Consider the following 22766-nt stretch of genomic DNA (forward strand, 5'->3'; position numbering starts at 1 on the left):
TAGCAGGAACTTATTGCCACTTAGGCGAATGATTAGGAATATTGTCGAATTTCGAATCTTTTGTCAAGAGCGTTGGCGGGGGCGGAACATAACGATGTGGACGGAAATAGCAGCATTTTTGAAAGCAAATACGACCGAGACACTTCTCATTTCGATTATTGGCACCATACTGGTCTGGATGTACAAGCAATTCAAAGGGATGATTGACCGCAAACAACAGAACGAGCTGACAATTGCGCAGTTAAAGCAAGGTCTCTTTACAAAGCTTGAACTAAGCATTGCGAGCGTTCTTCATCTGGATAATGAAGGGAGCAAGCAGCAAATGTATGCTTTGTTGGGGGAATGCGGTCCGTATTTGACAAGTACGCAGCGTACGGTCATTCGGGATTATTACAAGCAATTTAATCCGATGCTGCTTCATTCTCTACAAGCTTTGACTGTGAACGAGGTGGAAAAACTTGGTCGGCAGTTGGACAAAATAAGGGAGAATGAAGATAGCAGCGAGTGGTTCAGTTATATTATGAGATTGTATGCTCCTTTCGGACCTATTTTATTGTTTGTGATGATTACATTGTATATCGTTTTTGTTTTCTCGCTCGTGAGAGAGGGCGCCAGTCTGTGGATTCAGATTTGTATTTTGCTACTGGGAGCGACTGTTTTTGTCTCTGCAACGTTATTCATTAGCATGATCGTTCTCTTTGTCAGGCGAGAACTGGCCAAGCAGGGAGTCAAACGTTGGTGCGCTGTTGCCTTAATTATTGCTTCGCCCGTTTTAGCGTTCGCCGTTAATCGTCTTGATATGTCCATCATTGTGCTCGTTATTCAAATTTTAGGACTTGTTATGATGTCACGCTTCAAGCGGCCTTCGGAAATTGTTAGGCCATAAACTTTCAATATTGATCATGTTATTAATTCGGGGGACTGGGAATGTACAATATAACGAATAAAAAAGCATTAAAGGTTGAAGCTGTTACGTTTGCAGAACTTGGAATGCAAGAGAATGATATAGAGGAACTTCTCAGAAATAGTATCGATATGCTTTGTGATGATGAGGAATCAATGCTTATAGTAGGGCGCCAAGTGAAGAATGAAAGTCTGGGAAGAAGCGATCTTACAGCTGTCGATAATAACGGGAATATTGTATTGATAGAAATTAAAAGAGATCGAAAAGATATTGAAAATCGTAAAGAGGCTTTTGAATTTCAGGCTATCCGATATGCTGCAAGTTACGCGACTATAGTAGATGCCGATGATCTTGTTAAAAAGGTTTATGCACCCTACATTGAAAAATACAGAAGTGAGTTTGAGCTAGGTGAGCTTACCTCGTATGAACTTGGAATTAGGAAACTAAATGAATTTTTAAAAGTTAATGGCGCTGAAACTAGTTTCAACAAGAAACAAAAGATTATTCTTGTTGCCTCGGACTATGATGATCAGACATTGTCTGCCGTTGCTTGGCTAAATAGCAATAGCGTTGATATGAGTTGTTTTAAGCTCACACCTTTTAAAATTAATAACGAAGTGTTTTTAAGTGCTGAAAAACTATTGCCACTAACCAACTATGACGATTACTATGTCAATTTAATGGAGAAAACTCCATCCAGAATAAAGCAAAATAAAGACATTAAACGAAGGTCATTGCCTAAGATTGATGAAATGCTTCTTTGGGGAGTTGTCAAAGCAGGAGATACTATTGTAGCAAAAGGAAGAAACGATGAAGGAACCTTGCTTAGTAATGGAAATGTATTAGTCGAGGGCAAGGAAAAGTCATTGTTAGCTTGGCTAAAAGAAGTATTTGGTTGGTCCAATATTGCAACATATGATTTTTCCGTATTAAAAGAAAGTGGAAAGACTCTATCAAATTCGTGAAGAATACATGAATAAACAAGTTGCAGAAATGGCGGAAGAATTGTGATTAACAGCGAAGTCCAAATAATAGGATAATGATTGGATTTGAGGCGAAAGCTGTCATTTCCGAGTGAACAGCAACCAAACAGAATCTTAGGCTTGTCATGCCCGCCTGAAAATTTCACAAATATCCTCTTGTACGCACAAGGAAGCCCTACCTTAAATTAGAGCCAGTATGTTAATGGAGAGAGCCATCAAGTAAACGTTGGCTCTCAATCACCTAATTTAACTATCGTGCCCGTTAGCTGAATGTATATTGATTGAGTTCGTTATGACACAATGGATAATTCCATAAATATTTCAGCAATATCATTATCATTGTATTTTGGTATCTCATAAAAGCCAAAACTTCGAAACACTGACATCGCTTTATAAGATTGTTTCTCAGTGTCCAACCTCAGCTTTATTAATCCAGCTTGTCTTGCAAATTCTATTATTTGGCTTATCATGCTTTTACCGTAGCCCTTATCTTGATATTCAGGTAAGACGAAGAACCTCTTAATTTCACCAATTCTGTTTTCAGAATCAATACCCTTTAAACCAATAGTCCCAATAACGCTCTGTTCTTCCTTCAATAACCAGAATCCGCCTCCCGTCTCAAAATATAGTAGTTCAATACTTCTAATATCGGAATGCGGCCCTTCAGGATCAAAGACATATCCTCTGGAAACATACATGGTTTTCATAAAGTCTTCCAATTGATCCTGGTCCGATCTAATGTATCTCTGCAGCAATAAGCATTCCCCTCTCTCGTGGATAGAACTTCTTTACTCTCGTCTTCAAACCTCATCCTTAGAATACGTCGTTACATCTTCTTTGCATGAACATTCGTCAAATGATTAAACACTCTTTTTCTTGCATAGACTTTCTTATCAAAATGCTTGCCATTGCAAGGCATACACCTGGCTAACCTTTTTACATAAAATTATACCGTATGAAAAAATCAATAGGGCACTTGCGATCTTCGAGAAGGCATGGATTCTAGATCTTAAAAAAAGCGTAAGTTCTCAGGCTGGAACAGCCTCGGAGCTTGCGCTTTTTTCGAATTTTATTACTCCGATTGAAATGATAGGAAACCCACTTTCTTCGATCACGCGCCTCTGTCGGCTTATTGCACGAAGGGAGAAAGTAAGATTTCTAAGGTATTTGCCCACTCCATCTATACGACTGAAAGGCTTGCTCTCGGGCTCGATGCAATCCGGCGATATTCCTCCTGAATCTGTTCGAAGGTGTCGCGGTACTTGTCCAACACCATTCGTCTGAACGGGATTATCATTTGCGAGGCAAGCACTTCCTGAACATCCAGCCTCATAATTCTGTCGTTGAGGACGTGTTTCACATCCGCCACTTGGTGGAAACCGAGTTTCCCGTAAAACCTGTTGTTATACTCCAGCTTGGTAGAGACATTAAATATGCTTCCGGCATTGCAGGACGCTGCGAATTCGAAGCCGAGGGAGCAGAGGATCATCGTCAAGGTGCTCATTTTATTGCAATTGCGGATTCCCAATTTTCTCAGTTCCATATCGTTGCCGGTTTTGAACCGGGACAGGTCTACTCCGAAGAGCCTTTCGCACTCCAATAACCCGTTCGCATCCGGTACGCAGATTGACAATGTTCCCATGACAATCTCATCTTCAACAGCAATCAGATGGATATGCCGCTCATCTCTTTCTACCATATAAGAAGCCGACACGTCATGGGGATTGTTCAAATCCGATGTCAGTTTTTTGTAAAAGGCAGCTCTCAAGTCGTAAATGCCATGAAATTCTTTCTCGGTTTTGGCTACTTTGTAAATCACGATGGTCTCCTCCGGCGAACTCTAATTACGCAGCGAACGGCTCGTATTCGTTATCGAATTAATATTAACAGAAAAAGGTTAAATCCAGTTAAAGTAGGGAATAATATTTGAAAATTTATCTAAATTATATGAAATGAAAGGTATAATATAGCTATTAAAAGAGTCATAAATAATTGTTTAAAAGGAGTATTTCACATGACAAAAAATGAAAGCAATATAGAACAGTTATCGCCGGAGCAAAGTGAAGATCTACTCAAAACATTGAAAGCCCGATTCGAGAAAAATAGGAACCGCCATCAAGGTGTGGAATGGGCTAACGTACTAGCAAAGCTCGAAGCTCATAATGACAAACTGTGGTCGCTCCATGAAATGGAGAGAACGGGTGGTGAACCTGATGTTGTTGATTATGACGCTAAGACGGGCGAATACATCTTCTACGATTGTTCGGCGGAAAGTCCTAAGGGGCGCAGAAGCATTTGTTACGACCGAGCGGCGCTGGATTCAAGGAAAGAACATAAACCACAAAATAATGCGATTGAAATGGCAGCTTTCATGGGCATTGAGGTTCTGACAGAAGAACAATACCGGGAGCTGCAAAAGCTGGGAAGCTTCGATTTGAAAACTTCGAGCTGGGTGAAAACTCCTGCTAACATTAGAAAGCTCGGGGGAGCCATTTTTTGCGATTGTCGCTACGACACTGTCTTCATGTACCACAATGGAGCTGAATCCTACTATGCCGCAAGAGGGTTCCGTGGCTCGCTAAGAGTCTAGAGCAAGCTACTTTGGTTTCAAGGGTCAGAGCCACTTTGTGCGATTTATCGTTACTACTTAGGTGACCGTAGTAGTAACACCCACAGTTTCTATTTGCGACGGATGACGGGCAAGCGCTCGATTTAAGACACCCACGGTTTCTATTCGCGGCGGATGGCGGACGAGCGCTCGATTTAAGACACCCACAGTTTCTATTCGCGGCGGATGACGGGCAAGCGCTCGATTTAAGACACCTACAGTTTCTATTCGCAGCGGATGGCGGATTTCCGGTCCTTAGAATTAAGGGGAACCTAAGTAGTAACGAAGAATCGTACAAATAGGCTGGGTTTGAGCGGCGTAGGCTGAGTTTTGTACGATTTATCGCACAAAATGTGGGGAAGCGGTGGCCTCGAACGAGACTTTATACGATATTTCGAATAAAGCGGCGAAAAGGAGGCCGAACATTTTGCTAGATAGGGACGGGAGTATATGAAAAAAGTATTCATTCTTGGAGGCACGACCTTCGATTCGATCGTATATTTGCAAAATTTGCCGAAGCCTGAACCGCAGACGATTCATTATGCCCCTTATCACGAGACAATGGGCTCTACCGGGGCGAGCAAGGCGCTTAACTTGACGAAGCTGAACGTCGCTAACACGCTTCACTCCATCATCGGCAACGATTGGTACGGGGAACAAATCGTGCAGAAGCTTGAAGCGGCCGGTGTCCGGTTCCTATACGACGTCGATCCGAAAGGGACGGAAAGGCATATTAATTTGCTCGATGAGAATGGCGGCAGAATTTCGATTTTTATTACGCAGTCTTCCTCCGAGCTTGAGTTGAATCTGGCCGTGATTGAGGAAGAGATCCGAACATGCGACGCGATCATCCTCAACATTATCGGTTACACGAAGCAGCTTTTGCCTCTTTTGAAGAAATACAACAAGCCCGTCTGGACGGATCTGCACGATTATAATGTCGGCAATCCGTACCACGAAGACTTTATCGACATGGCCGATTACATCTTTGTGAGCTCGGACAATATGCCGGATTATCGGCCGGTTATGGAGCAATGGATCGCCAGAGGCAAGGAGCTGGTTGTATGCACGCATGGTAAAGGCGGGTCGACCGCACTGACGAAGGACGGACAATGGATTGAAACGCCGATTATTCGGGATTATCCGTATAAAGACGCCAATGGCGCTGGAGACAGCTTTTTCTCCGGATTTATGTACGGCGCTTTCCAAAGCAAATCTGTCGAAGAGTGCTTGAAGCTCGGAACGATTGTGGCGGGGCTGTGCATTACTTCAAGCGAGCTGGCGTATGAAGGCTTGAGCGAGGAATTGGTAACGAAGGAATTTGAAAAATATTACGGTTGAAGCTGCAAAAGGTTAGAAACAGGAGAGGGGAAGTCGGAAATGGCAAAAGGAATCGATTGCTCCGTAGAGCTGAACGCCAAGACAGCAGCGGCTCTATATGCGGAGGGATACCGGTTCGCGGCGCGGTATCTCGTACCGAAGGCAACAAAACGGCTTACCGGGCCGGAGGCGGCGAGCATTACGGCTGCGGGCTTGCAAATCGTCAGCGTGTTCGAAACGTTGGCGGAACGATCGCTCGGCGGCGCTGCCAATGGCAGCATCGATGGCGCAGAAGCGCTTCAGCAAGCGAAATTGGTCGGCCAGCCGCTCGGCAGCGCTATCTACTTTGCTGTCGATTACGATGCCCAGCCTCAGCATTTTGCCGCTATTGAAGCCTATCTAAGAGCTGCTGCTGCGGCAATCCCGGGTTACATAATCGGTGTCTACGGCTCTTACGCGGTAGTCGAAGAAATGGCCAAACGAGGCGCTAGCAAACATTTCTGGCAAACGTACGCCTGGAGCCGCGGTTTGAAAAGCAATCATGCGAACTTATACCAATACCAGAACGGAGCCACTGCGGCAGGCCTTTCGGTCGATCTTGACGAAGCTATCGGCAACGTAGGTTGGTGGAGCGCCAAGTAGAATCAATAGAATCTGGCATGCTGAACAAAAAAAGGGTCGTTCCCGAGGTCTATTGAGACCTCTGGGACGGCCCTTTCTAATAGCGGAAGGAGCGATTCAGCGTCAGCGTGTACGTGTAATCGCCGCGCCAAGCGGAGGAAACGGTAACGATTCGGTCGCCGTTGACGGGAATCGGCGTCGCGACCCCGGCCGATACGTTGGGACCCGCAACGGCGAGAGTAATTGCGGAGTCGCCGACGGTCACGGCGAAGGACGAAGGCTCGCCGGGCCTATAGACGATTTCCGCATCGACGGCCCATTGGAAGCCGTCCTTGTTCTGCTTCCAGCCGAGCACTCCCGTAAAGTCGCGGCTGAGCGCCGGCTGCTTCCATGGACCGGACGCAGGCCCTTGGCTTAGCGGCACATGGTCGCCATACCCGAGCGCGGTTATCGCGAGCGGGCGGGACGCCGCATCTGCGTCAAGCGCCAGCGGAGCAGCCAATTCAGCTCGAAACCAGAAGCCGTCCTCCGTCGCGATATAGTCGTCCGGAAGCGAAGACAGATTCGTCACGAAGCGCAAGTAAGGACGTTCGACCGGCGTTTGGCGCTGCTCATCGACCGTCGTGATCTGAAGGCAGAGCCGAAGCTTCGACTGGGGCAGCTTGGAGAAGCGCAGCCAGATCGCGGCAAGCGAGCAAGCTCCGGCGGGTTTGCCGTCCGGGTTCGTCAGCGGAATGGTCTGGCCGATCTGGAACGTCTCGCTGACCGTTACGTCGGAAGCGTGCGCGGTTTTTACCGACCCTGTCGGGGAACGTCCTGCGATTTGACCGGTCATCGTCAAATCCAGATCGGCCGCTCCCGAGTCGCCGGCCCAGGGCCATTTGAGCGTGAATGTCCGATCGTTATGTACGCCGTCCAGACGGACGGGGTAGACGAATGTGCAAGGCGTACGCATCCATTGCCCGTCCAGCGCTACATTGACAGTAAGCGACGGCAAATTTTCCACCTTATACGTATCGTCGTGCACCTTGATGGGAGGGTCCGGCCTGTATACGAGCCGAAGCGCGGTGCGACGGCTTTCGTCGGCGATGTTGATCGGCGATGCCTCCCACGCCCGATTCGCGAAGACGGACAAATCGTCGCAAAGCAGCGTAACGGCAGCGCCTCCGCCGAGGGTGAAGCTCTGGAGCGGGATGTCGCTGCCGACGGATACGTTCAAGTGGGCCGAGACAGGCGCATTCTGCAAAGCAGGCGCAGCCAAAGTTACGAGAAGCTTCGTGAACAGGAGATCGTAAGGACCTTCCAGCCAGACGTTCGTCGGTAAAAAGGGCGTTAGCGTAAGCTGTGCGCCGAGCTGTTGGTCCGTCAGCGAAATGACGGCATCTGCCATAAGGATCACCTGCCTCTTCGTTAAGTGCCCTCGGGCGGTTTGATAACGTTCACGGCTTGCGGAGCACGGCGGATGAACGCGGATTCCGTACGCAACGGGCTCATTCTGAAAATGAAGCTCGCTTCAAGCGGAATATCCCATTGGCGCAAGCCTTCGTCGTTCAACGGCACGATGGATGTCGATACCATGCGCAGGTCGGTCCAAGCTAGCGCTGCGGACGATGTGCCTGCTTGTATCGCAATCGTGCCGACCGGCGCAGGGCGGGCCGGATCCGGGGCTGCGCCGCTTGGAGCGGCGACAGGCGGTTCCTTGAGGCCTGCCAGCAAAGTAAAAGCGGCCAAATCGATCGCGTGAACGTTGCTTTGCTCGGCATTAGCATCAGATTCGCTTGTCGCCGTTGAGCCCGCCGCGTCGCCGCCGAGCTCATGCGAGGTCTGACCTAGAAGCCTTAGCGAAATGCGGCAAGTTCCGACCACTTGATCGGGTGACGGAGCCGTTCCGCCAACGGCGGGGGCCAGCCCGGCCACTTGAATTTGTACGAGGACGTCGCTGTTGTTTAGTCTTCTGCCCTGTCCGTTGTTAAGCACTCCGATGTCCGTATAGATCGTTCCCAGCCATCCGCTCTGTTGACCGAGCGATTCGAGGCGATCGGCTACCCAAGCGGCCAGACGAGCTTCCAGCGCCCGAATCATGCCAGCAACCCGAAAATCGCGATATTCCAAGCTCCGTTGCGGGCATGCCAGCGATAGCCGTCCCAGAACCCGAACCGCACCGTCTCGGCATCGCGGTGTAAGATGACCGGAACCGCAGTGGGCAGCGCGTGAACGCCTCTTTGTTCCGGCGTAATCAGAACGGTATAGTACTTGTCCGCGTAAGGCCGGACAAATCTTAGCTCTACCGTTTCCCCGTCTGCGCCGCTTACTATATCCGCAGCATCGATGTTCTGCGTATACTCTTCCTCGTAGCTGACGATGTCCTGGTAATTGCGGAAATAGCCCCACGTTGTCGGCAGCGGAGTCCGCACCAATCGATCCACCATCTCGCCGACGGACTCCCGGAACGCAATGTCCGTCGCCTCGTCGCGCTCCGCATGCTCGACAAGCTCGGCGATTTGAACCGTCGTTGTCGCTTCCAGCCGATCAAATCGTTCTTGCAGCCCATTGAAGCCCCGTTCGATGCGGGCGAGCCGCTCGTCGCTGTCGCGGCGGCTGCGCTCGGCATCCCGTTCCGCGCGTTCGAAGCTTTCCGTCAGGGCGGCAACCGCCCCCTCCATCTTGGCGAACCGTTCGTCCCGGTGGACAATTTGGTTTTCCATGTTTTCGATGCGAAGCTCGTCTTCTTGTTCCTTGAGCCTCGCGTCCTCTGCGATGACCAAAGCCAGCTCCAACCGTTCGTTCAGGAGCGCAATACGGTCATTCTCGCGATAAACCGCTTCCTTGGCTTCGTCCATGTCGCTCTCCAAGCGGAAGATATGCTCCCTCAAATGCCGGGTTTGGTGCTCCAAATGAGCTAACAGCTCATGGAGAGATTCCGCCAGCTTGGCCCGCGTGACGCTTCGGTCCGGTATCGCTTCGGGAGGAACGGCATTCGGCGCCAGATGGCGAGCTTCGACCGATCCGTCGGCCAGCGAGGAGGAGCCGAGGACAACGCCCTCCTGATCGGTTTCCGTATTGCCGGCATGGGAGTGGGACAGGATGCGGCTCAGCAGCTCGGTCTGCAGCCGATTTAAGCTGTCAGCGGTGAGCGCGTCTCCCGGCGCGAATGTTAAGGGCAGCGTGGCGCCCGGCGGCAACGGTTGGGTCATGTGATTTTCCCCCTTTACAAAATGACGCTTGCCGGATCGAGATACGCGACTCCGGCGGGTTTCAGGCGATTGATCTGGTTCCGCAGCCACGAAACGTTCGGAGCCAACGGAGCTTCGGGATACCAGGAGCTCTGATGGTCTGCGCGATAAGCGACGGTGAAGCTCGCGGGAATCGGCGCAATGTCCCAACGAAAGGTGACGCTTTTCGGGCAGCCTGCTGGATCGGGGAAGGAGGTTGTCAAATCGGCAACCAGTATTCCTTTTTCTGCGGCATTCGGGGCGACATCGGCGGCAAGGCTTTCAGCGTTGCTCCGAGCCACCTGGAGAAGCCGCCAGCTCGACGTTCCCTTCGGGAGCAACGGAGCGGATTCGATCTTCGCCGCGCTCCAATGGACCAGTCTTAATGGCGTGCCATCCGATTCGCTCAGTTTGTTGCTCCGTTCATCGTCCAGTATGGCGCCCGTTCCGCACAGCAGGGGAGGGGCAGTCCCGTCCGGCATGAGCACAGGCCCGTCCGAGCTTGGCGAGCCGCCGAAATCTCTGACGGCAGATGCCGCCGTATCGATCCGGATAGTGCCTCCGGGAGGTATGATGCGATTGACCAGCAGCAAGAAGCCGGTGTCGCGCTGCGCAAGAATCGGGGCGACGAGCGGGTTCGCGCCAGCCGTTATATCGATAACGGGAGAGAATGAACCGTCGCCGTCGATGACCCATGTCGATTGCTCGGCTGTCGGAGCAACCGTATATTGCTGCCTCGCCTGCTCCGGTCTTTCAATGACTGCTGCCGTGAACGCGACGACCGACGGCTTGCCGCTCCCGTCTCGAACGACGGCGGTAATGCGTCCTGTCGTCACGTTCGCTTCATTAGCCGGACGGTCGGGCAGATTGTAAGGATTGGGCAGAGCAATCGTATCCGCGGTTCCGCCGTAAGCAAGAGCTGTCAGCAGTATGATGCGCTCCGCCGAAAGCGCGCCTTGCAGAAAAAGCGGAATGTAGCTTTGCAGACGCTCGCGGTATTCATCGATCGTATCTTGGGGCCAAGGCGGTTCGCCGAACGGAAGCGCCAACCTAGCGGCATCCGCAATGTCGCTGACGGAGTCCAGGTAACGCGATTTCAGCACGCGCCGTCCGAGTCGGTCAAGTCCGCCGAGCGGGAACCCGAGCGCCCAGCACAATTGATAGATCAAGCTGCTCTCGTCGGATTTGCGAAACTGGGAAGGCAGCATGCGAAAAATAAGGTCCTGCTGAATACTCAAGGAGTCGCGCCTCCCTCCGGGCCGCTCGGAGTTCCGGCTGCCCGATAGACCAATTGGCCGCTGTCGTCCACATCGAAATTAAGCTCGGCATTGGACGGACCTTGAACCTTCACGGTCGTCAATTGAGCGGACTGAGCCGGCTGCTGCATATCCAGCCTATCCAGAACGGAGCTTTCGGCAGGCGAAGCTCCGGTGCCCGCAGCCGCTGCGGCAAGCAGCGCCGAACCGGCTGCGGACGGCGATTGAACGGGCGACAATCCGCCCTTCACGTCCAGCACGCCCGGCACCTTCAGAACGTTGGCGGCAATTCGATTCCACAGGAGAGGCTGGCCGGGCTCGTTCGCTTGTATCGCCTGTTGAGCCGCTTGAGCGGCATGGAGGTAAACGCGGTCGAGAGACGACTCGTCTGCCGTCTCGTCTGTCGGCGTCACCTGGAACTGCAGAGCGACCTTCTGCTTGGCAACCTGCTGCACCTGTATGAGAATGCCCGCCGCTTTCGAGAGGTTGATAGCGTCCATAATCGCAGCGGCGGTCGTAGGATTGCTCATGTCCGCGTCAACCGATACGAGCAGCGTTCCCGGCTCAGGCGCGGGAGCTCCGGGCGCCGGGCCGAATGCAACGTTCCGGGCGAGCCCCGTCGCCAGCACTGCTTCGCGGATGGCGCCTTCGGTGCCGCCGCCAGCCTTATTAATGGCTCCCTGTATGCGGGCGCGCAGCTCATCGTCGGATTCCCGCTGCTTGCGAACCGACGTCGGAAATAGGAGCTGAGCTTGCCTTATGCCGGGAAGAGGCGAAGCGAGCTGCATAATATTTTGATCGGTACCGTTGCCTACGTCGTCTGCTGTTAGCTCGTTGTCCTGGAGAGCCGATAAGCTGTCGCTGGAAGAAGCGGAGCCCGAATCTGTCCCCAGATCGGCGACGATAGGAACCGTTACCGTTTGTTGGCCGGTTTTCAGCACGCTGCTTGCGCTCGTCCGGTATTTGACCTGCTTGCGGTTCGACGCTTTTATTTTCGTAAGCAACGTTCCGGCGGGAATGGAGACGTCGGAGGTTACTTGCACGTCGCGGGTAAAGAGGGTTTGTCCGGTAATTTCCGGTCCGTCGGCCCGTTTGATTCCGAACAGGGAGGCTAGCCGGTCCAGCGCGTCGCCGGTTGCGGTATCGAGGAAGCCCATATCGTATATCGCGGACATCTTGGCATAGGCGGCCGACACCTCCCACGATACGGCCTCAACCAGCGTTCGGACGATGCTTCCCGGATTGACGTCCGTTAGCGGGGTATTGAGGGATAGGCGGCTAAGCGTATCCAGTACGATCTTGTCATAGGAATTATCGGCATCTTCAAACCCCATTCGGTTTCACCTCGATATGGCCTGTACTAAGCTTAATGGTGGTCGATAGCTGAACTGGCGCGAAAAGGCCGTTGGCCAGCAGCTCCGTTTCGATAAGCAGCGACTCCGGCGAGCCGGGGAGAGATCCGACTTCCAGTCGGAGAATCGATGCGACGCGCGGCTCGCGGCGAATCGCTTCGCGCATGTAAGCGGTCGCGAGAGCGTTCACCTCCGGACCGGGCAGGCGGCCGATGAGCATGAATAACCGGCTGCCGTAATCGGGGTGCCCGAGACGCTCCAGCTCGCCAAGAGGCGTTAAAATGCGGAGCCGCAAAGCTTGTATCAGGTTCTCCGTACCCGAGACGGTTATCAAATCGCCCGCGGAGGCATGCAAATCAATCGTACCCGGAGCGGAGGAGGCCGAATTCGCTACGTATAAATCAATAAGAAAGTCGTTTTGCGCCATTTCGCCCATTCCTTCCTGTCGACGGTCAGTTCAACTTGATCGCCGCTCCCTGGATTTGCACTTCGCCGACCGCGTTCAGCGTTAAATTGCCATTCGATTTGATTTCCAGATTGCCGTCCGTCTTGATCTGAACGGAGGAGCTGCCTTGAACGACTACGTTGCCGTCCGCGTCTGCGCTTATGGAAGCCGCCCCGGTCTCGATGCTCGCCTTTTTTCCATCGCTGTCCAACGTCAGCTTCAACGAGTCGGTCGCCAACGAAATCGTCTGATCCGAAATGGTGACGCTGATTTTATCGGGAAGCTTGATGGAAAGAGACCGGCTTCCTTCTGTTCCGCCTTGCAGCAGCATGTCGATTCGGGCTCCGTCAGCGGCGGCGGGCGGCAGGCTCAACACGCTTTGACCTTGCGCGTACTTGGGAGGACGAAGCGCATCGCTGTACAATCGTCCGCCGATGATGGGGAAATCGGGATTTCCGCCCACAAAATGCACAAGGACGAGATCCCCGACAGCGGGAGGAGACACGGAGCCGAGAAGAGGGCTTGCCATCGGAACTTCGCCAAGCACCACGTTCGATTCCCTCAGACGGACGTCGCACGAGTAATTGACGGAATCTTCCGGACCGGCATGGTCTTTCACCGCTTCCACGATGCCGATATGGCTGGGCGTATGCCGGGAAAGCTCGGCACGGATCAACTGCCGCAATAGCGCTACGAGATCGGACATGGAAATTCTCCTGAACGGTTATGTAATAGGTAGTGGAGGCATCGTTTCATCGTCATCCGTCGTTATCCGCCGATGCTGCGCAGTTGAAGCTGCGTCAGCAGCCCGGCCTCTGCGTTCCATCGCACATCGATGGCGTATACTCTGGCAATGCCGTTGCCCGATTGGAACCCTGTCAGCGTGAGAAGCTGACCGAGGTCAGCAGGAGGCGGCCCCGCATAGACGACGGTAATGCGCCCGCGAGCTTCCCTCAAAGACTGGGCGTTCGCCTCCGCGACAAGCGCTACGCTTTCCAGCGTTTTCAAGGAGGGCAGCAAAGCTTCGGACGAGCCGGAGCCGGACGACAGGCTGCTGTTATCCTTGAGCACCCACGTCTCTGCGCCGGGACCGTGCAAACCTAGAGCTCCTGCGCCGTACAGCGCCTCCGAATTTTGCCAGAACGGCTCCGCTTCCGCCCGGAAATCGACGATCGGATCGGATGCCGTCAAGGTGCCCGCCGGAGTGACGGGCGCCATCCCTGCATGCAGCTTTCCCTCAACGTCGGTATAGACGATAAAACCGGACAACCGGGCAATCTCGCAAATATGATCAAGCGCGCTCCGGTTTGCGAGAACGGTTTTGTATGGAAACAGCGTGCCCGGCCCGGAGACCGAGCAGGATACATCGCCGCTCAATTCATGGATCATGCTTCCGGCCGTAACGGAACGGAAAGCTTTGTTGACGAACGACCGCGTCAGCGGGCCGCTTGCTTCTTCGACAAGCAGGCGAGCGCCCCACAGTCCCGACGAGACGGACAACGTTTGTCCCGTGAACAAGGTTTGCCAACCATCTGCGGATGCGGCGGACGCCGAGATGCTCGTACCGGCCGACGGCGCACGGAAGGATGCCGGCAACCGCGCTTCAAGCTGGCCGACCGGCCAAGCAAGCGAACGGTGAAGACGCAATGCCGAAACCGGCATTGCGTCGGGTTGCCCGTCACCGCATACTTTCATTTGCGTAAGCATCGTTTGCCTCTTTAAGAGGCCGGAGCAGCGTCAGGTTCGGGATCGATATTTTGAACGATAAAGGCGATGACGCCTTCGACCTGGTTCGTAAAGCGAACGACGGCTTCGGCTGCGTCGAACAATTTTCCGGCGGTTTGAACCGGCCCCGTAAATTTGGCAGCGTCCACGCCTGCGGCGGTCAACAAGCTCGTCGCTTTCGGAAGCAATTGATCCACGACCGTCTTGAAATTGGCGGCTTGGTCGGCGGTGCTGTTGACGGCGGTCATCTTGCTTTCGACCAGCTTCAGAGCTGTGGAAATTCCGCTGACGACCGAATGAAGCGCATCGCCGACCGGCGTGCCTTTCACTTTGCCTTTCAAGGAGGTTATGGCGCTGGAGATGTCGTCTTTCAATTGAAGCGTCGTTTTGAAATAGTTCTCGATGTCGTTCAGAGCAAGCGCTCCTGTAGCGCCCCAAATTTTGGTGTTGTCCCAATTTTTGCAGATGACGCCCAGCATATCGCTTGTTGCGGCGATAATGTCCTGTCCGAGCTGAGGCAAAGATTTGAGCTGTTGGTCAGGCGTCGTAGCGGCGCCCGCTGCAGGAGCCGTTGCATTGCCCGCATCGGCTGTGAGGGCCGAAGGCGCTGCTGTATTGCTCACATCGGCTGTGGCAGCTGCAGGCGCAGTTGCATTGCTCACATCGGCTGTGGCAGCTGCAGGAGCCGTTGCATTACTCGCATCGGCTGTGTTGGCTGCAGGAGCCGTTGCATTGCCCGAATCGGCTGTGTTGGCTGCGGGCGTTGCCGCTGTTCCGCTTGCTTCGGCGGGAGTGGTGGTTGCATCTGGCATTGAAATCATCCTCCTGTTTTTTACGAGCTTTGGCGAATCGGATTATGAAATAGGGTTATTTCTTAGAGGCTTCGACAACTTCCTGGCCGGTGGAAATGACTTTACGCAATACATTTAACCCGCTGAATAAATTCATTCCGTTCTTAAGCAGCGATAAGGAATCCTTGGTGGCGCTCATCACGTCTTCGATGTCCTGCAAGCGGCCCTTTGCCGTGCCGAGTTCGGATACGGCTCCGGAAATTTCGTCGAGCGCCGACGAATGCATCGAGTCTTTCAATGAGGATAAAGAGCCGATATGGAAGCCGCCCGAATCCGTAACGGGAACGGGGACGTAACGGATGAGCTCAAGCTCGTACTCGAACAGGTTCACGAATCCCGGAGGCTGATAAACTTGACAGGACACGATCATCACCTGGGTTACGTCCGACGGGATCGCGGCGCTTGCCGTAAAATCGACGGAGTCGCCTTTGTTGATCAGAGCTCGCAATTGTTCAAGCTTGTCTCCTGCTCCGTCGCCGCTTACGATTCCATAAATTCGAATGCGGGCGGCGGCCATGCCGAGATCCTGGATCAGGTCGCCTGTAGAGCCCGGCCAAGGATGAACGGCAAGCTTGCGTTTTTCCTCGACGAGTATTCCCGTCACTTTGTCTAGCTCGACAGTGCCGATGACTACGGCGTTGGCGGCGGACACGGCCTCACCCCTCAAGCCGGATGCCGTGCCGCATGGCATCTTCGCGAAGCATCCTCGCCAATGTTTCGCGCAGGTCGATATCCGGTTCGGGGACGGTCGGGAAAGCGGTAAAATCGCTGTCGCTCGAAGCGCCCCTCGTAAAATCGCCTTGCGCTGCGAACGATTGCGATAGTCCGGATTCCTGCATGCCGTTTAACGACCGGAAAGCCGGAATACCGCCGGGGCGCCTTATCGTTACGGCCCCTTGTTCGTCGGAAAATCCCGTCATCGTTGTCAGGGTGCCTCCCCGGAATGCCGACCCTGCCGCAACCGGGAAATTCCCGGGTATAGCGTAATTGGATTGTCCCGTCGCGGACTTGCCGTCGTTGAACGTTCCGGCTTCAAAATGCGACGGAGACACGGGAAAAGTTCTCGGTACGCCGCTGTCCCTGTTGGACAAATTCGGTTCTGCCGCGCCTTCTTCAGAGAAATGGCTCCAAGCGGGCCGTTCCGATAAGAAAGTCATTTCGGGAGCCTGCGCTCTGGAAGGCTTCCAGCTTGGCTCATCCGACAAAACCTTCTCCGCTCTGAAGCCTACGCTTCCGGATGAATGATAGCGGTCATTGGAAGGAGGCGGAACGTTCGAGCCTGTCTGAGCGGCGGTGAAGCGCTGAAGCTCCCTGTACAGAGAAGAAAGCGGACGATCTTGCACCGTATGTCCGGATTCGGCCAAGGAGCTTCCAGTTGGGCTTCCGACGGCTTCGTCGGCTGAACCGGCTATTGCCGACCGTCCTTCCCGTAAGGCTGTTCCCGATAAGGGAGACGTTGACGGTTTGGATAAAGCAGCCGCTTCTGACGCAACGTCCGGATCTTTGGACGAATTCGTGTTCTCCGTATCGGATAGAGCCGGATGAAGCGAATCGCCTTCAGCATAGGCCGTCGTTGTATGATGTAAGGTTTCGGGCGGTTGATCGCCAAAATCTGTCCGGTGCTGTACATTGATTGTGCTTCGGCCGCTGACTGCGTCCGCTTGCTTCTGCCGGGAGCCGGGCGTTTCCGCAAAAGGTTCCGAACGAAGGGTTTGTCCGACTCCATTCGGAACTGAGCGGGGAGCGGAACCGGCTCCGAAAAAGCGTCTTTGTTCGTCGGCAGCGTCTTGAGCGTCGCGCAGTACCGCAGAACGACGTCGCAGCGACGGCGCGATAGCTAGCAGCAGCTTGTCGCGGGCGCTGGAGGCGGATTGCACGGCAACTCTGGTGAGTTCATCCGCTTCCGCCGCGTCACGCGCGGAATTCATTGGAATCCGTTTCGCACGGGCGACATCGCGCCCCACATGCAAGGAAAGCTCATCCGCTTCCGTCGCGACTGGCGTGGGACTCTCAGCAATCCGTTCCGAGTAGGCGACATCGCGCCCCACATGCAAGGAAAGCTCTTTCACTTCCGCCATGCCCCGCTCAGGACTCCGAGCAATCCGTTCCGCGCGGGCGACATCGCGCTCCACACGCAAGGAAAGCTCTTCCGCTTCCGCCATGCCCCGCTCAGGACTCCGAGCAATCCGTTCCGCGCGGGCGACATCGCGCTCCACACGCAAGGAAAGCTCATCCGCTTCTGCCGCGGGACTCTCAGCAATCCGTTCCGCGCGGGCGACATCGCGCTCCACACGCAAGGAAAGCTCATCCGCTTCTGCCGCGGGACTCTCAGCAATCCGTTCCGCGCGGGCGACATCGCGCCCCACACGCAAGGAAAGCTCATCCGCTTCCGCCGCGCCCAGCGCGGGGTTCACTGCATTCCGTTCCGCATGGGCCGAATCGCGCGCAAGCTGTAACAGATGCCCATCCTCGTCCGCCATACCCGGCTCGCGCTTCACCGCATCCGACTCGGCATAAACGGCTTGCCTCGCATTCCCATCGGCATGAACGGCTTGTCCCGCATCCCGCCGCATACGTGCCGCATCCTGTGCCGATCCGGGCAACACCAGCCCATCCGCCAAGGATTCAGCATCTTGCGAGGATCGAGCCATCTGTTCGAACTCGAACTCCATCTCCAACGAATTCGCATGAGCAAGCTCATCGCGGAACTCGTCCGAAGAGGAAGCGACAGGCGCATCCGGATCGAATGCATAGTCTTCCTTCGGGAGCTGGGAGAAGTTCGTATCATGGAAATACGCGTTCGATTCCCCATTTGCCGATGCTGCCGCTTGGCGCGGCTTAACGGCTGACATAGGCCAGTCCGCCAACAAACTATCGTTCCGCACAGGGTGAACCGGTTCGCCGATGATTTGCCTTCTGCGTTGCTCTCGCTGCGTGGCGCGCACATATACGGTATCGAGAAATTGTAGGGCAGCCGCGTTTAAGTGAAAACGGCCCTCAGCTTTCGTTGACAAGGATTGTCGTCACCTCCCCGTCTTCCAATTCCCAGATGCCGGTATCGCCCAACGGATTTGAGCGCGCCGCGTCGTAACCGCCCTGCGGGTTGTAAGAAGCCGCGGCCGCAGCTTCGGCGGGCATAGCCGAAGGCAATCGGCTTGCGGCCGGGCCGTCCGCAAGCAAGCCCGATTTCTTCAAGATGCGAACGCCTGCGGACAGTCGCTCCGCAAGCTGCGCATCCAGGCCGAGTACGCGGTCGGGATACCAGCCGAACGTCCGGCATAGCTGGATTAAATCCAGATCGGGATGGTGCTGTCCGCTGTCCAGACACGCTTGCAGCAGCTCATCGTAGCGAGACTCTATGCCGTTCAGTTGATCGAGAAGCTCAAGCACTTTCTCGCCGAACGGCACCGTCCAGCCCGACAGCTCGGAAGGTTGAAGCCGCGTGTCCTCTCCGGTTCTGACGCATGCGAGAATCATCATTCGCTCGTAGAGCGCCATGTCGACCGCCGCTTGTCCGTTCTCCAATCGGAGCGAACGGCGAAGCACGTCGTTCCGTTCGCCGAACGTCCAGCTCTGCAGCTTCAAATACACCTGGTTGCCCAGCAGAGCGATGGAGCCATCCGGCTGCTCCTGCTCGCGGAATGCGTAATACTGGCGCTGCCGCTCAATCAGCTCAAGCGTTCCGGCCAGCAGCCTGTCGCCGTCGAGCGCGGACAAGAGGCGGATGCTGTCGATAGAGAGGCGTTGGTCATTCTCGTCGCGTGCCGTCACGGCTAACGCTTCCTCAAGCAGCCTTTGGGCATCCACATTGCCATCCGTCCGTGTCGAACGTTCCATGGCATCCTGCCAAGCGAACCAGGTCGGCGCTTCAATCCGGTAAGTCGCGTCACCCCACCGGACGACGGAGCGAGCGGGAAGCGTGCTTGCTCCTCTGGCTTTGCTCATTCCCTACCTCTCCCTGGTGGCCGAGAATTTATAGATGACTTCCGCTACGCCGCTTGCTTTTAGAGCGAAGCTCTTCTTGTGCATGTAACAATCGTCCAGCGTAATCTCCTTGGTCATGTCTCCCGTGGAGGCGGTATGCTTCAGCTGGGCAAAAATTTGAAAGGGCGTTTTGTTGATGAACAGCTGATCGAGATCGTCGCTTGCCGAAATAACGCGCAAGTAACCTCTGACCTCAGTCATTCCATAGGCTATGCCCATCCGTTCGTCCGAACCGATCGAAGGAAGATCGATGTGAGGCTTGACGGTGCGGTAAGTAATTTCCTGCAGTCCTTCGATCGCTTTGCCGTTCACGAGTACGTTGCTTTTATCCGCCGTGAGCAAAATCGGCATCGTCGCTTGCCTCCTTTTGAGAATCGATTCATATGAGATGCGTTGCTAGATTAAGAAGCCTGGACGGTGAGCGTTGCGATAATATAATCGATGGCGCGGACAGGACGAACCGCAGCCGTAATGCGTACGATTCCTTGCGAGAAGTCGGCCGGCGTCGATGTGACGTCAACGACGAAGGCGGGAAGCTTGCCGTCCGCGCTCTTGACGAGGGCAGACTGGTTCTCCATGTCGGTAAACGTCTGAATGATCAGCTGTTTCAAAGCAAGGCGCTGCACGTCGGTATTGAGCAAGCCGATAAAACCGGACGCGATATGATTGATTTGGCGCACGCACAGGTCGGCGATGCGGGTTACGTTCAGTTGACCGCAGTCCGTCGTAATTCCTTTGACGCAGACGATGCCTTTGTGCGGAAGCTGATCGATGGCGAATACGCCGGAGGAGACGAGAGTCGTCAGCTCCGATGCCGTGTAGTCCCAGTTAAGGGAGACGACGTTCGGCACCGTCTTGTAGGTCGGCGACTCGTAGAAATTCATGCCGGCGACCATTCCGATGACAGAGCCAAGATACCCGGCCGGAGCGGAGAAGACGAATCGTTCGCTGATCAGCGGAGCGATCATCAGCTGCGCGTTGTCTACGTCCGCACGGTCGTTCAATGCGGATATCGTCTGACCGAAGCCGATGCGAGGGTAATTTTGCGAAGCCATCAATTCGCAATGGGATAAAATTTGCGCATAAATTTGCGTGATGTTGTTAATGTTGGACGGGTCGGGGGACAAAGAGGCGGCAACCATGTCGACTTCCTCGATATCCTTCAATCGATCCAGCGCGTCTTGGAACGCTTGCACAGAAGCGTCTTTGCCTTTGTTCAGCGTGATCATGCCATTCGCCGTATTCGGCACGACGACTTTCGACCCGGTCATAGGCGAAAGCACAATATAACCGCTGGCCGCATTAATAGCGGTGATGAAATAGTTGCTATCGGAAGCCGACGTGCTCAGGTTGCGGTAGGCCTCTACTAGAGTATTCTCGTCCGGATAGTAGACGGTTACGTCTACGAGCTGCGTGCTGCTGTTCGTTCCAGCTCCTATCTTAGGCGTTGCCTGCACGCTGATCCCGTTCCCCCACGCTCCTGCGACTTTGGCGGTAACGCCAAGTCCCGTGCCCGCGTTGTCGGCGGTGACAGGGATGGTAGAGTAAGCGGCCAGCGCCGTCGAAGGGTCGACGGGGGAAATGACGACCTGATTCAAGCCGGCAGAGAATGCTTGCCTCAATTCGGGAATAGAGGCGAGCGTAGCGCTTCCGTAGGCATCGGTTATTTCCTGAACGCTGCCTACGATAGTGAGTTTTTGCTTGGGAGTATAGTTGCCTACGCATCCCAGAATACCGAGCACGCCGGGAGAATCCATGGGAGTCGGCACGACTTCCCTAATAACCTGAATGCTTACGCCAGGTAGTACAGGTAATGCTGAACCCATTCTTACACACCCTCTCTTGTCAAATTGTTATATGGATAGCTTGCCATGCTGCTGTTCTTGAGGTAAAGACGCCGAATGGCCGAGCCATTTGGCAACAAGATAAACAAGCTGGCTAGCGCTAACCGTTGTGATAGCAGGCAATGGAAGAGCCGGAAGATGGCCTTCGCGAACGGTCTGAATAACGAAGTAGACGACGGTCGCGCAGACGCTCAGCGCGTATTGGATTCGAGACAGGCTGAGCTTCCTGTTCTGACCGCGAAGCGAGCCGATCACTCCGCCTTTTTTCCACCAGGCCGCCAGACGGGAGAATAAGGATTCCGCTTGCTTAATAATCCCGGGACCTTGAGTTCGGAAATCCGAAAGCGCCTTGATCAAGGCGGTGAAAAAAGCGTTTGGATCGGTTTTCTCATTTTTGGCGGCCTGCGCCAAAGCTTCGACATCGTTGAGCAGCTTAACCCACCCGGGCGGCTCTTTCGCGATAGCTTGCAGCAATTGGTTTGTTCGCTCGTCAATCGCGGTTTGCGCGGTCGAGGCGTAGTTCTGCAATTGAGCGGGGCTTAGAGATAAGCTGTGAACGGGCATCGGCGCCAAAGTTTCCTGCAGCGCGGCGGACGTCCCGTCCGGCGGCTTCGGCATGCTTGCGTTCAACGCGGCGACAGCCTTGTCGAGCTGCTGCTGAAATTGGACGAGCGTGATCGTACCGGCCGGCAGGTCGGCAGCGGCCTTCTTAACGGCGTCCAATTGGGCCTTCACCTCGGAAGGGAGCTGATCTTCGCCGGACTTGGGCGGATGGCTTAACGCGTACGCCTTCAGCTCGTCCAGCGCTCGGTCTATCGGAGCGCCGAGCTTGCCGAGCTTCCTCCAGTCGACCAGCTTCGAGAGCATTCGGGTTACGCAGGCGGATGCCAGAAGCCAGAAGTGCTGCGGCAGAACGCCTATGCGCCAGTCCAGACGCGGAACGCTCAGTGCGGCATAGACGGCGGCGGCCGCCGCGATCCACAACAACAATTGAAACCGGCTTAAGCTGGGATGACTTAACGGAGACTTGTTCGATCTCCGCCTCCAGCCTTCGTAAACCAGCTGCAAGCCGGCGGCGAACAGCAATACGCCTGAGGCGGCATATAGCCGGGTATTGGCGGGTACCTGAGCGAGAGTACGGAACTTCTCCGCAGCGGAATTTTCCGTTTTTTTCAGCCATAGTTCAACGGTCGACTCCAGACGCGGAAGCTCTACGCACATTTTGTCGACATAAACTTTGGGACAATCGACCCGGGACAATGGCTTGTCCGAAGGTTTCACCGCTGTACCCGCGCTAATGGCCGCTCCATCCTCTTTTACGGGATAGGTCTGCCCGGCGAATGCGACGGGATGCGAGGCTCGGAGAGCCGGCGCAGCCGACCAGGCTCCCAATGCTGCTCCGATAAGAATAAGCAGACTGCCGAACCATAGGAAAGCTACCGCATTGTTGCGCAAATCCAATCTCTCCCGTCATAGGCTATGAAACGGTGTAAAACTTCTCTGAAGCTTATGCTGATGAGTTATGTAAGGGGGTAAAAGGGGAAGTGCCGAATTTCTGCAATTTGCGACATAATTCTATTTTTTCGCAAGTAAATACTATGAGAGTATAGCTCATTTGTCCATAAATTGGAATGGTTCTCATAGGGATAAACTCATAGAGG

Annotated in this window: 22 protein-coding genes; 5 read left to right on the top strand and 17 right to left on the bottom strand. The window is 54.3% G+C overall.

Annotation, left to right across the window (positions count from 1 at the left end; genetic code table 11):
* Positions 1 to 94 precede the first annotated feature (94 nt).
* Positions 95 to 886, top strand: coding sequence for a hypothetical protein (locus D3H35_RS17150; protein ID WP_119150464.1), 792 nt, complete (start codon positions 95 to 97; stop codon positions 884 to 886).
* A 41-nt stretch (positions 887 to 927) separates the two neighbouring features.
* Positions 928 to 1869, top strand: coding sequence for a PDDEXK family nuclease (locus D3H35_RS17155; protein ID WP_233567971.1), 942 nt, complete (start codon positions 928 to 930; stop codon positions 1867 to 1869).
* A gap of 308 nt (positions 1870 to 2177) precedes the next feature.
* Here the strand turns inward: D3H35_RS17155 and D3H35_RS17160 are convergent, their stop codons facing one another.
* Entirely contained in the window at positions 2178 to 2642 is a 465-nt protein-coding gene (locus D3H35_RS17160; RefSeq protein WP_158594155.1) for a GNAT family N-acetyltransferase, read from the bottom strand.
* 425 nt (positions 2643 to 3067) lie between these two features.
* Positions 3068 to 3706 carry a hypothetical protein gene (locus D3H35_RS17165; RefSeq protein ID WP_119150466.1) on the bottom strand — a complete coding sequence of 213 codons (639 nt, stop codon included), beginning with the start codon at positions 3704 to 3706 and terminating at the stop codon, positions 3068 to 3070.
* Between the two features lie 195 nt (positions 3707 to 3901).
* Between D3H35_RS17165 and D3H35_RS17170 the strand changes: the two genes are divergently transcribed.
* From D3H35_RS17170 to D3H35_RS17180, 3 genes are all read left to right on the top strand, one after another.
* A complete protein-coding gene (locus D3H35_RS17170; protein ID WP_119150467.1) occupies positions 3902 to 4477 on the top strand; it encodes a DUF4256 domain-containing protein in 576 nt (191 codons plus the stop codon).
* A 468-nt stretch (positions 4478 to 4945) separates the two neighbouring features.
* Complete coding sequence (locus D3H35_RS17175; RefSeq protein WP_119150468.1) at positions 4946 to 5836, top strand: carbohydrate kinase family protein; 891 nt, start codon at positions 4946 to 4948, stop codon at positions 5834 to 5836.
* A gap of 39 nt (positions 5837 to 5875) precedes the next feature.
* Positions 5876 to 6457 carry a DUF1906 domain-containing protein gene (locus tag D3H35_RS17180; RefSeq protein WP_119150469.1) on the top strand — a complete coding sequence of 194 codons (582 nt, stop codon included), beginning with the start codon at positions 5876 to 5878 and terminating at the stop codon, positions 6455 to 6457.
* A 76-nt stretch (positions 6458 to 6533) separates the two neighbouring features.
* Here D3H35_RS17180 and D3H35_RS17185 read toward each other — a convergent pair whose 3' ends face one another.
* The 15 genes from D3H35_RS17185 to D3H35_RS17255 form a co-directional block, all read right to left on the bottom strand.
* Positions 6534 to 7826 carry a hypothetical protein gene (locus tag D3H35_RS17185; protein ID WP_119150470.1) on the bottom strand — a complete coding sequence of 431 codons (1293 nt, stop codon included), beginning with the start codon at positions 7824 to 7826 and terminating at the stop codon, positions 6534 to 6536.
* Positions 7827 to 7846: 20 nt separating this feature from the next.
* Positions 7847 to 8518 carry a hypothetical protein gene (locus D3H35_RS17190; protein WP_119150471.1) on the bottom strand — a complete coding sequence of 224 codons (672 nt, stop codon included), beginning with the start codon at positions 8516 to 8518 and terminating at the stop codon, positions 7847 to 7849.
* Positions 8515 to 9630 (bottom strand): hypothetical protein, encoded by a 1116-nt coding sequence (locus D3H35_RS17195; protein WP_119150472.1) that lies wholly within the window; start codon positions 9628 to 9630, stop codon positions 8515 to 8517. Before D3H35_RS17195 ends, D3H35_RS17190 begins: the two co-directional genes overlap by 4 nt.
* Positions 9631 to 9644: 14 nt before the next feature.
* Positions 9645 to 10886, bottom strand: a complete 1242-nt coding sequence (locus tag D3H35_RS17200; protein ID WP_119150473.1) for a hypothetical protein — start codon at positions 10884 to 10886, stop codon at positions 9645 to 9647.
* Positions 10883 to 12238 (bottom strand): baseplate J/gp47 family protein, encoded by a 1356-nt coding sequence (locus D3H35_RS17205; protein ID WP_119150474.1) that lies wholly within the window; start codon positions 12236 to 12238, stop codon positions 10883 to 10885. Before D3H35_RS17205 ends, D3H35_RS17200 begins: the two co-directional genes overlap by 4 nt.
* The gene (locus D3H35_RS17210) at positions 12228 to 12683 is read right to left on the bottom strand and encodes a hypothetical protein (protein ID WP_119150475.1); all 456 of its coding nucleotides are present in this window, start codon (positions 12681 to 12683) and stop codon (positions 12228 to 12230) included. The genes D3H35_RS17205 and D3H35_RS17210 overlap by 11 nt, the downstream gene beginning before the upstream one ends.
* A 25-nt stretch (positions 12684 to 12708) precedes the next feature.
* Positions 12709 to 13407 carry a phage baseplate assembly protein V gene (locus tag D3H35_RS17215; RefSeq protein WP_119150476.1) on the bottom strand — a complete coding sequence of 233 codons (699 nt, stop codon included), beginning with the start codon at positions 13405 to 13407 and terminating at the stop codon, positions 12709 to 12711.
* A gap of 62 nt (positions 13408 to 13469) precedes the next feature.
* Positions 13470 to 14408, bottom strand: coding sequence for a hypothetical protein (locus D3H35_RS17220; protein ID WP_119150477.1), 939 nt, complete (start codon positions 14406 to 14408; stop codon positions 13470 to 13472).
* Positions 14409 to 14419: 11 nt separating this feature from the next.
* Positions 14420 to 15238 (bottom strand): hypothetical protein, encoded by an 819-nt coding sequence (locus tag D3H35_RS17225; RefSeq protein WP_119150478.1) that lies wholly within the window; start codon positions 15236 to 15238, stop codon positions 14420 to 14422.
* Between the two features lie 55 nt (positions 15239 to 15293).
* Entirely contained in the window at positions 15294 to 15968 is a 675-nt protein-coding gene (locus tag D3H35_RS17230) for a DNA circularization N-terminal domain-containing protein (protein ID WP_119150479.1), read from the bottom strand.
* A complete protein-coding gene (locus D3H35_RS17235) occupies positions 15934 to 18291 on the bottom strand; it encodes a hypothetical protein (RefSeq protein WP_147355870.1) in 2358 nt (785 codons plus the stop codon). The genes D3H35_RS17230 and D3H35_RS17235 overlap by 35 nt, the downstream gene beginning before the upstream one ends.
* Complete coding sequence (locus D3H35_RS17240; RefSeq protein WP_119150481.1) at positions 18275 to 19222, bottom strand: hypothetical protein; 948 nt, start codon at positions 19220 to 19222, stop codon at positions 18275 to 18277. Before D3H35_RS17240 ends, D3H35_RS17235 begins: the two co-directional genes overlap by 17 nt.
* A 3-nt stretch (positions 19223 to 19225) precedes the next feature.
* Positions 19226 to 19612, bottom strand: coding sequence for a hypothetical protein (locus tag D3H35_RS17245; protein ID WP_119150482.1), 387 nt, complete (start codon positions 19610 to 19612; stop codon positions 19226 to 19228).
* Positions 19613 to 19662: 50 nt separating this feature from the next.
* Positions 19663 to 21087: a hypothetical protein gene (locus D3H35_RS17250; RefSeq protein ID WP_119150483.1), complete on the bottom strand. Its 1425-nt coding sequence runs from the start codon at positions 21085 to 21087 to the stop codon at positions 19663 to 19665.
* 27 nt (positions 21088 to 21114) lie between these two features.
* Positions 21115 to 22560, bottom strand: coding sequence for a hypothetical protein (locus D3H35_RS17255; RefSeq protein ID WP_119150484.1), 1446 nt, complete (start codon positions 22558 to 22560; stop codon positions 21115 to 21117).
* Between the last annotated feature and the right edge of the window lie 206 nt (positions 22561 to 22766).

The organism is Cohnella faecalis, from assembly GCF_003570905.1.
GTDB lineage: Bacteria > Bacillota > Bacilli > Paenibacillales > Paenibacillaceae > Cohnella > Cohnella faecalis.

Excerpts from the sequence above, each read along its gene's own strand:
- D3H35_RS17205 (WP_119150474.1), bottom strand. The coding sequence starts at position 12,238 with ATGGGGTTTGAAGATGCCGATAATTCCTATGACAAGATCGTACTGGAT.
- D3H35_RS17195 (WP_119150472.1), bottom strand. The coding sequence starts at position 9,630 with ATGACCCAACCGTTGCCGCCGGGCGCCACGCTGCCCTTAACATTCGCG.
- D3H35_RS17245 (WP_119150482.1), bottom strand. The coding sequence starts at position 19,612 with ATGCCGATTTTGCTCACGGCGGATAAAAGCAACGTACTCGTGAACGGC.
- D3H35_RS17190 (WP_119150471.1), bottom strand. The coding sequence starts at position 8,518 with ATGATTCGGGCGCTGGAAGCTCGTCTGGCCGCTTGGGTAGCCGATCGC.
- D3H35_RS17215 (WP_119150476.1), bottom strand. The coding sequence starts at position 13,407 with ATGTCCGATCTCGTAGCGCTATTGCGGCAGTTGATCCGTGCCGAGCTT.
- D3H35_RS17175 (WP_119150468.1), top strand. The coding sequence starts at position 4,946 with ATGAAAAAAGTATTCATTCTTGGAGGCACGACCTTCGATTCGATCGTA.
- D3H35_RS17240 (WP_119150481.1), bottom strand. The coding sequence starts at position 19,222 with ATGAGCAAAGCCAGAGGAGCAAGCACGCTTCCCGCTCGCTCCGTCGTC.
- D3H35_RS17230 (WP_119150479.1), bottom strand. The coding sequence starts at position 15,968 with ATGCCATGCGGCACGGCATCCGGCTTGAGGGGTGAGGCCGTGTCCGCC.
- D3H35_RS17210 (WP_119150475.1), bottom strand. The coding sequence starts at position 12,683 with ATGGCGCAAAACGACTTTCTTATTGATTTATACGTAGCGAATTCGGCC.
- D3H35_RS17150 (WP_119150464.1), top strand. The coding sequence starts at position 95 with ATGTGGACGGAAATAGCAGCATTTTTGAAAGCAAATACGACCGAGACA.
- D3H35_RS17185 (WP_119150470.1), bottom strand. The coding sequence starts at position 7,826 with ATGGCAGATGCCGTCATTTCGCTGACGGACCAACAGCTCGGCGCACAG.
- D3H35_RS17250 (WP_119150483.1), bottom strand. The coding sequence starts at position 21,087 with ATGGGTTCAGCATTACCTGTACTACCTGGCGTAAGCATTCAGGTTATT.
- D3H35_RS17220 (WP_119150477.1), bottom strand. The coding sequence starts at position 14,408 with ATGCTTACGCAAATGAAAGTATGCGGTGACGGGCAACCCGACGCAATG.
- D3H35_RS17170 (WP_119150467.1), top strand. The coding sequence starts at position 3,902 with ATGACAAAAAATGAAAGCAATATAGAACAGTTATCGCCGGAGCAAAGT.
- D3H35_RS17155 (WP_233567971.1), top strand. The coding sequence starts at position 928 with ATGTACAATATAACGAATAAAAAAGCATTAAAGGTTGAAGCTGTTACG.
- D3H35_RS17180 (WP_119150469.1), top strand. The coding sequence starts at position 5,876 with ATGGCAAAAGGAATCGATTGCTCCGTAGAGCTGAACGCCAAGACAGCA.
- D3H35_RS17225 (WP_119150478.1), bottom strand. The coding sequence starts at position 15,238 with ATGCCAGATGCAACCACCACTCCCGCCGAAGCAAGCGGAACAGCGGCA.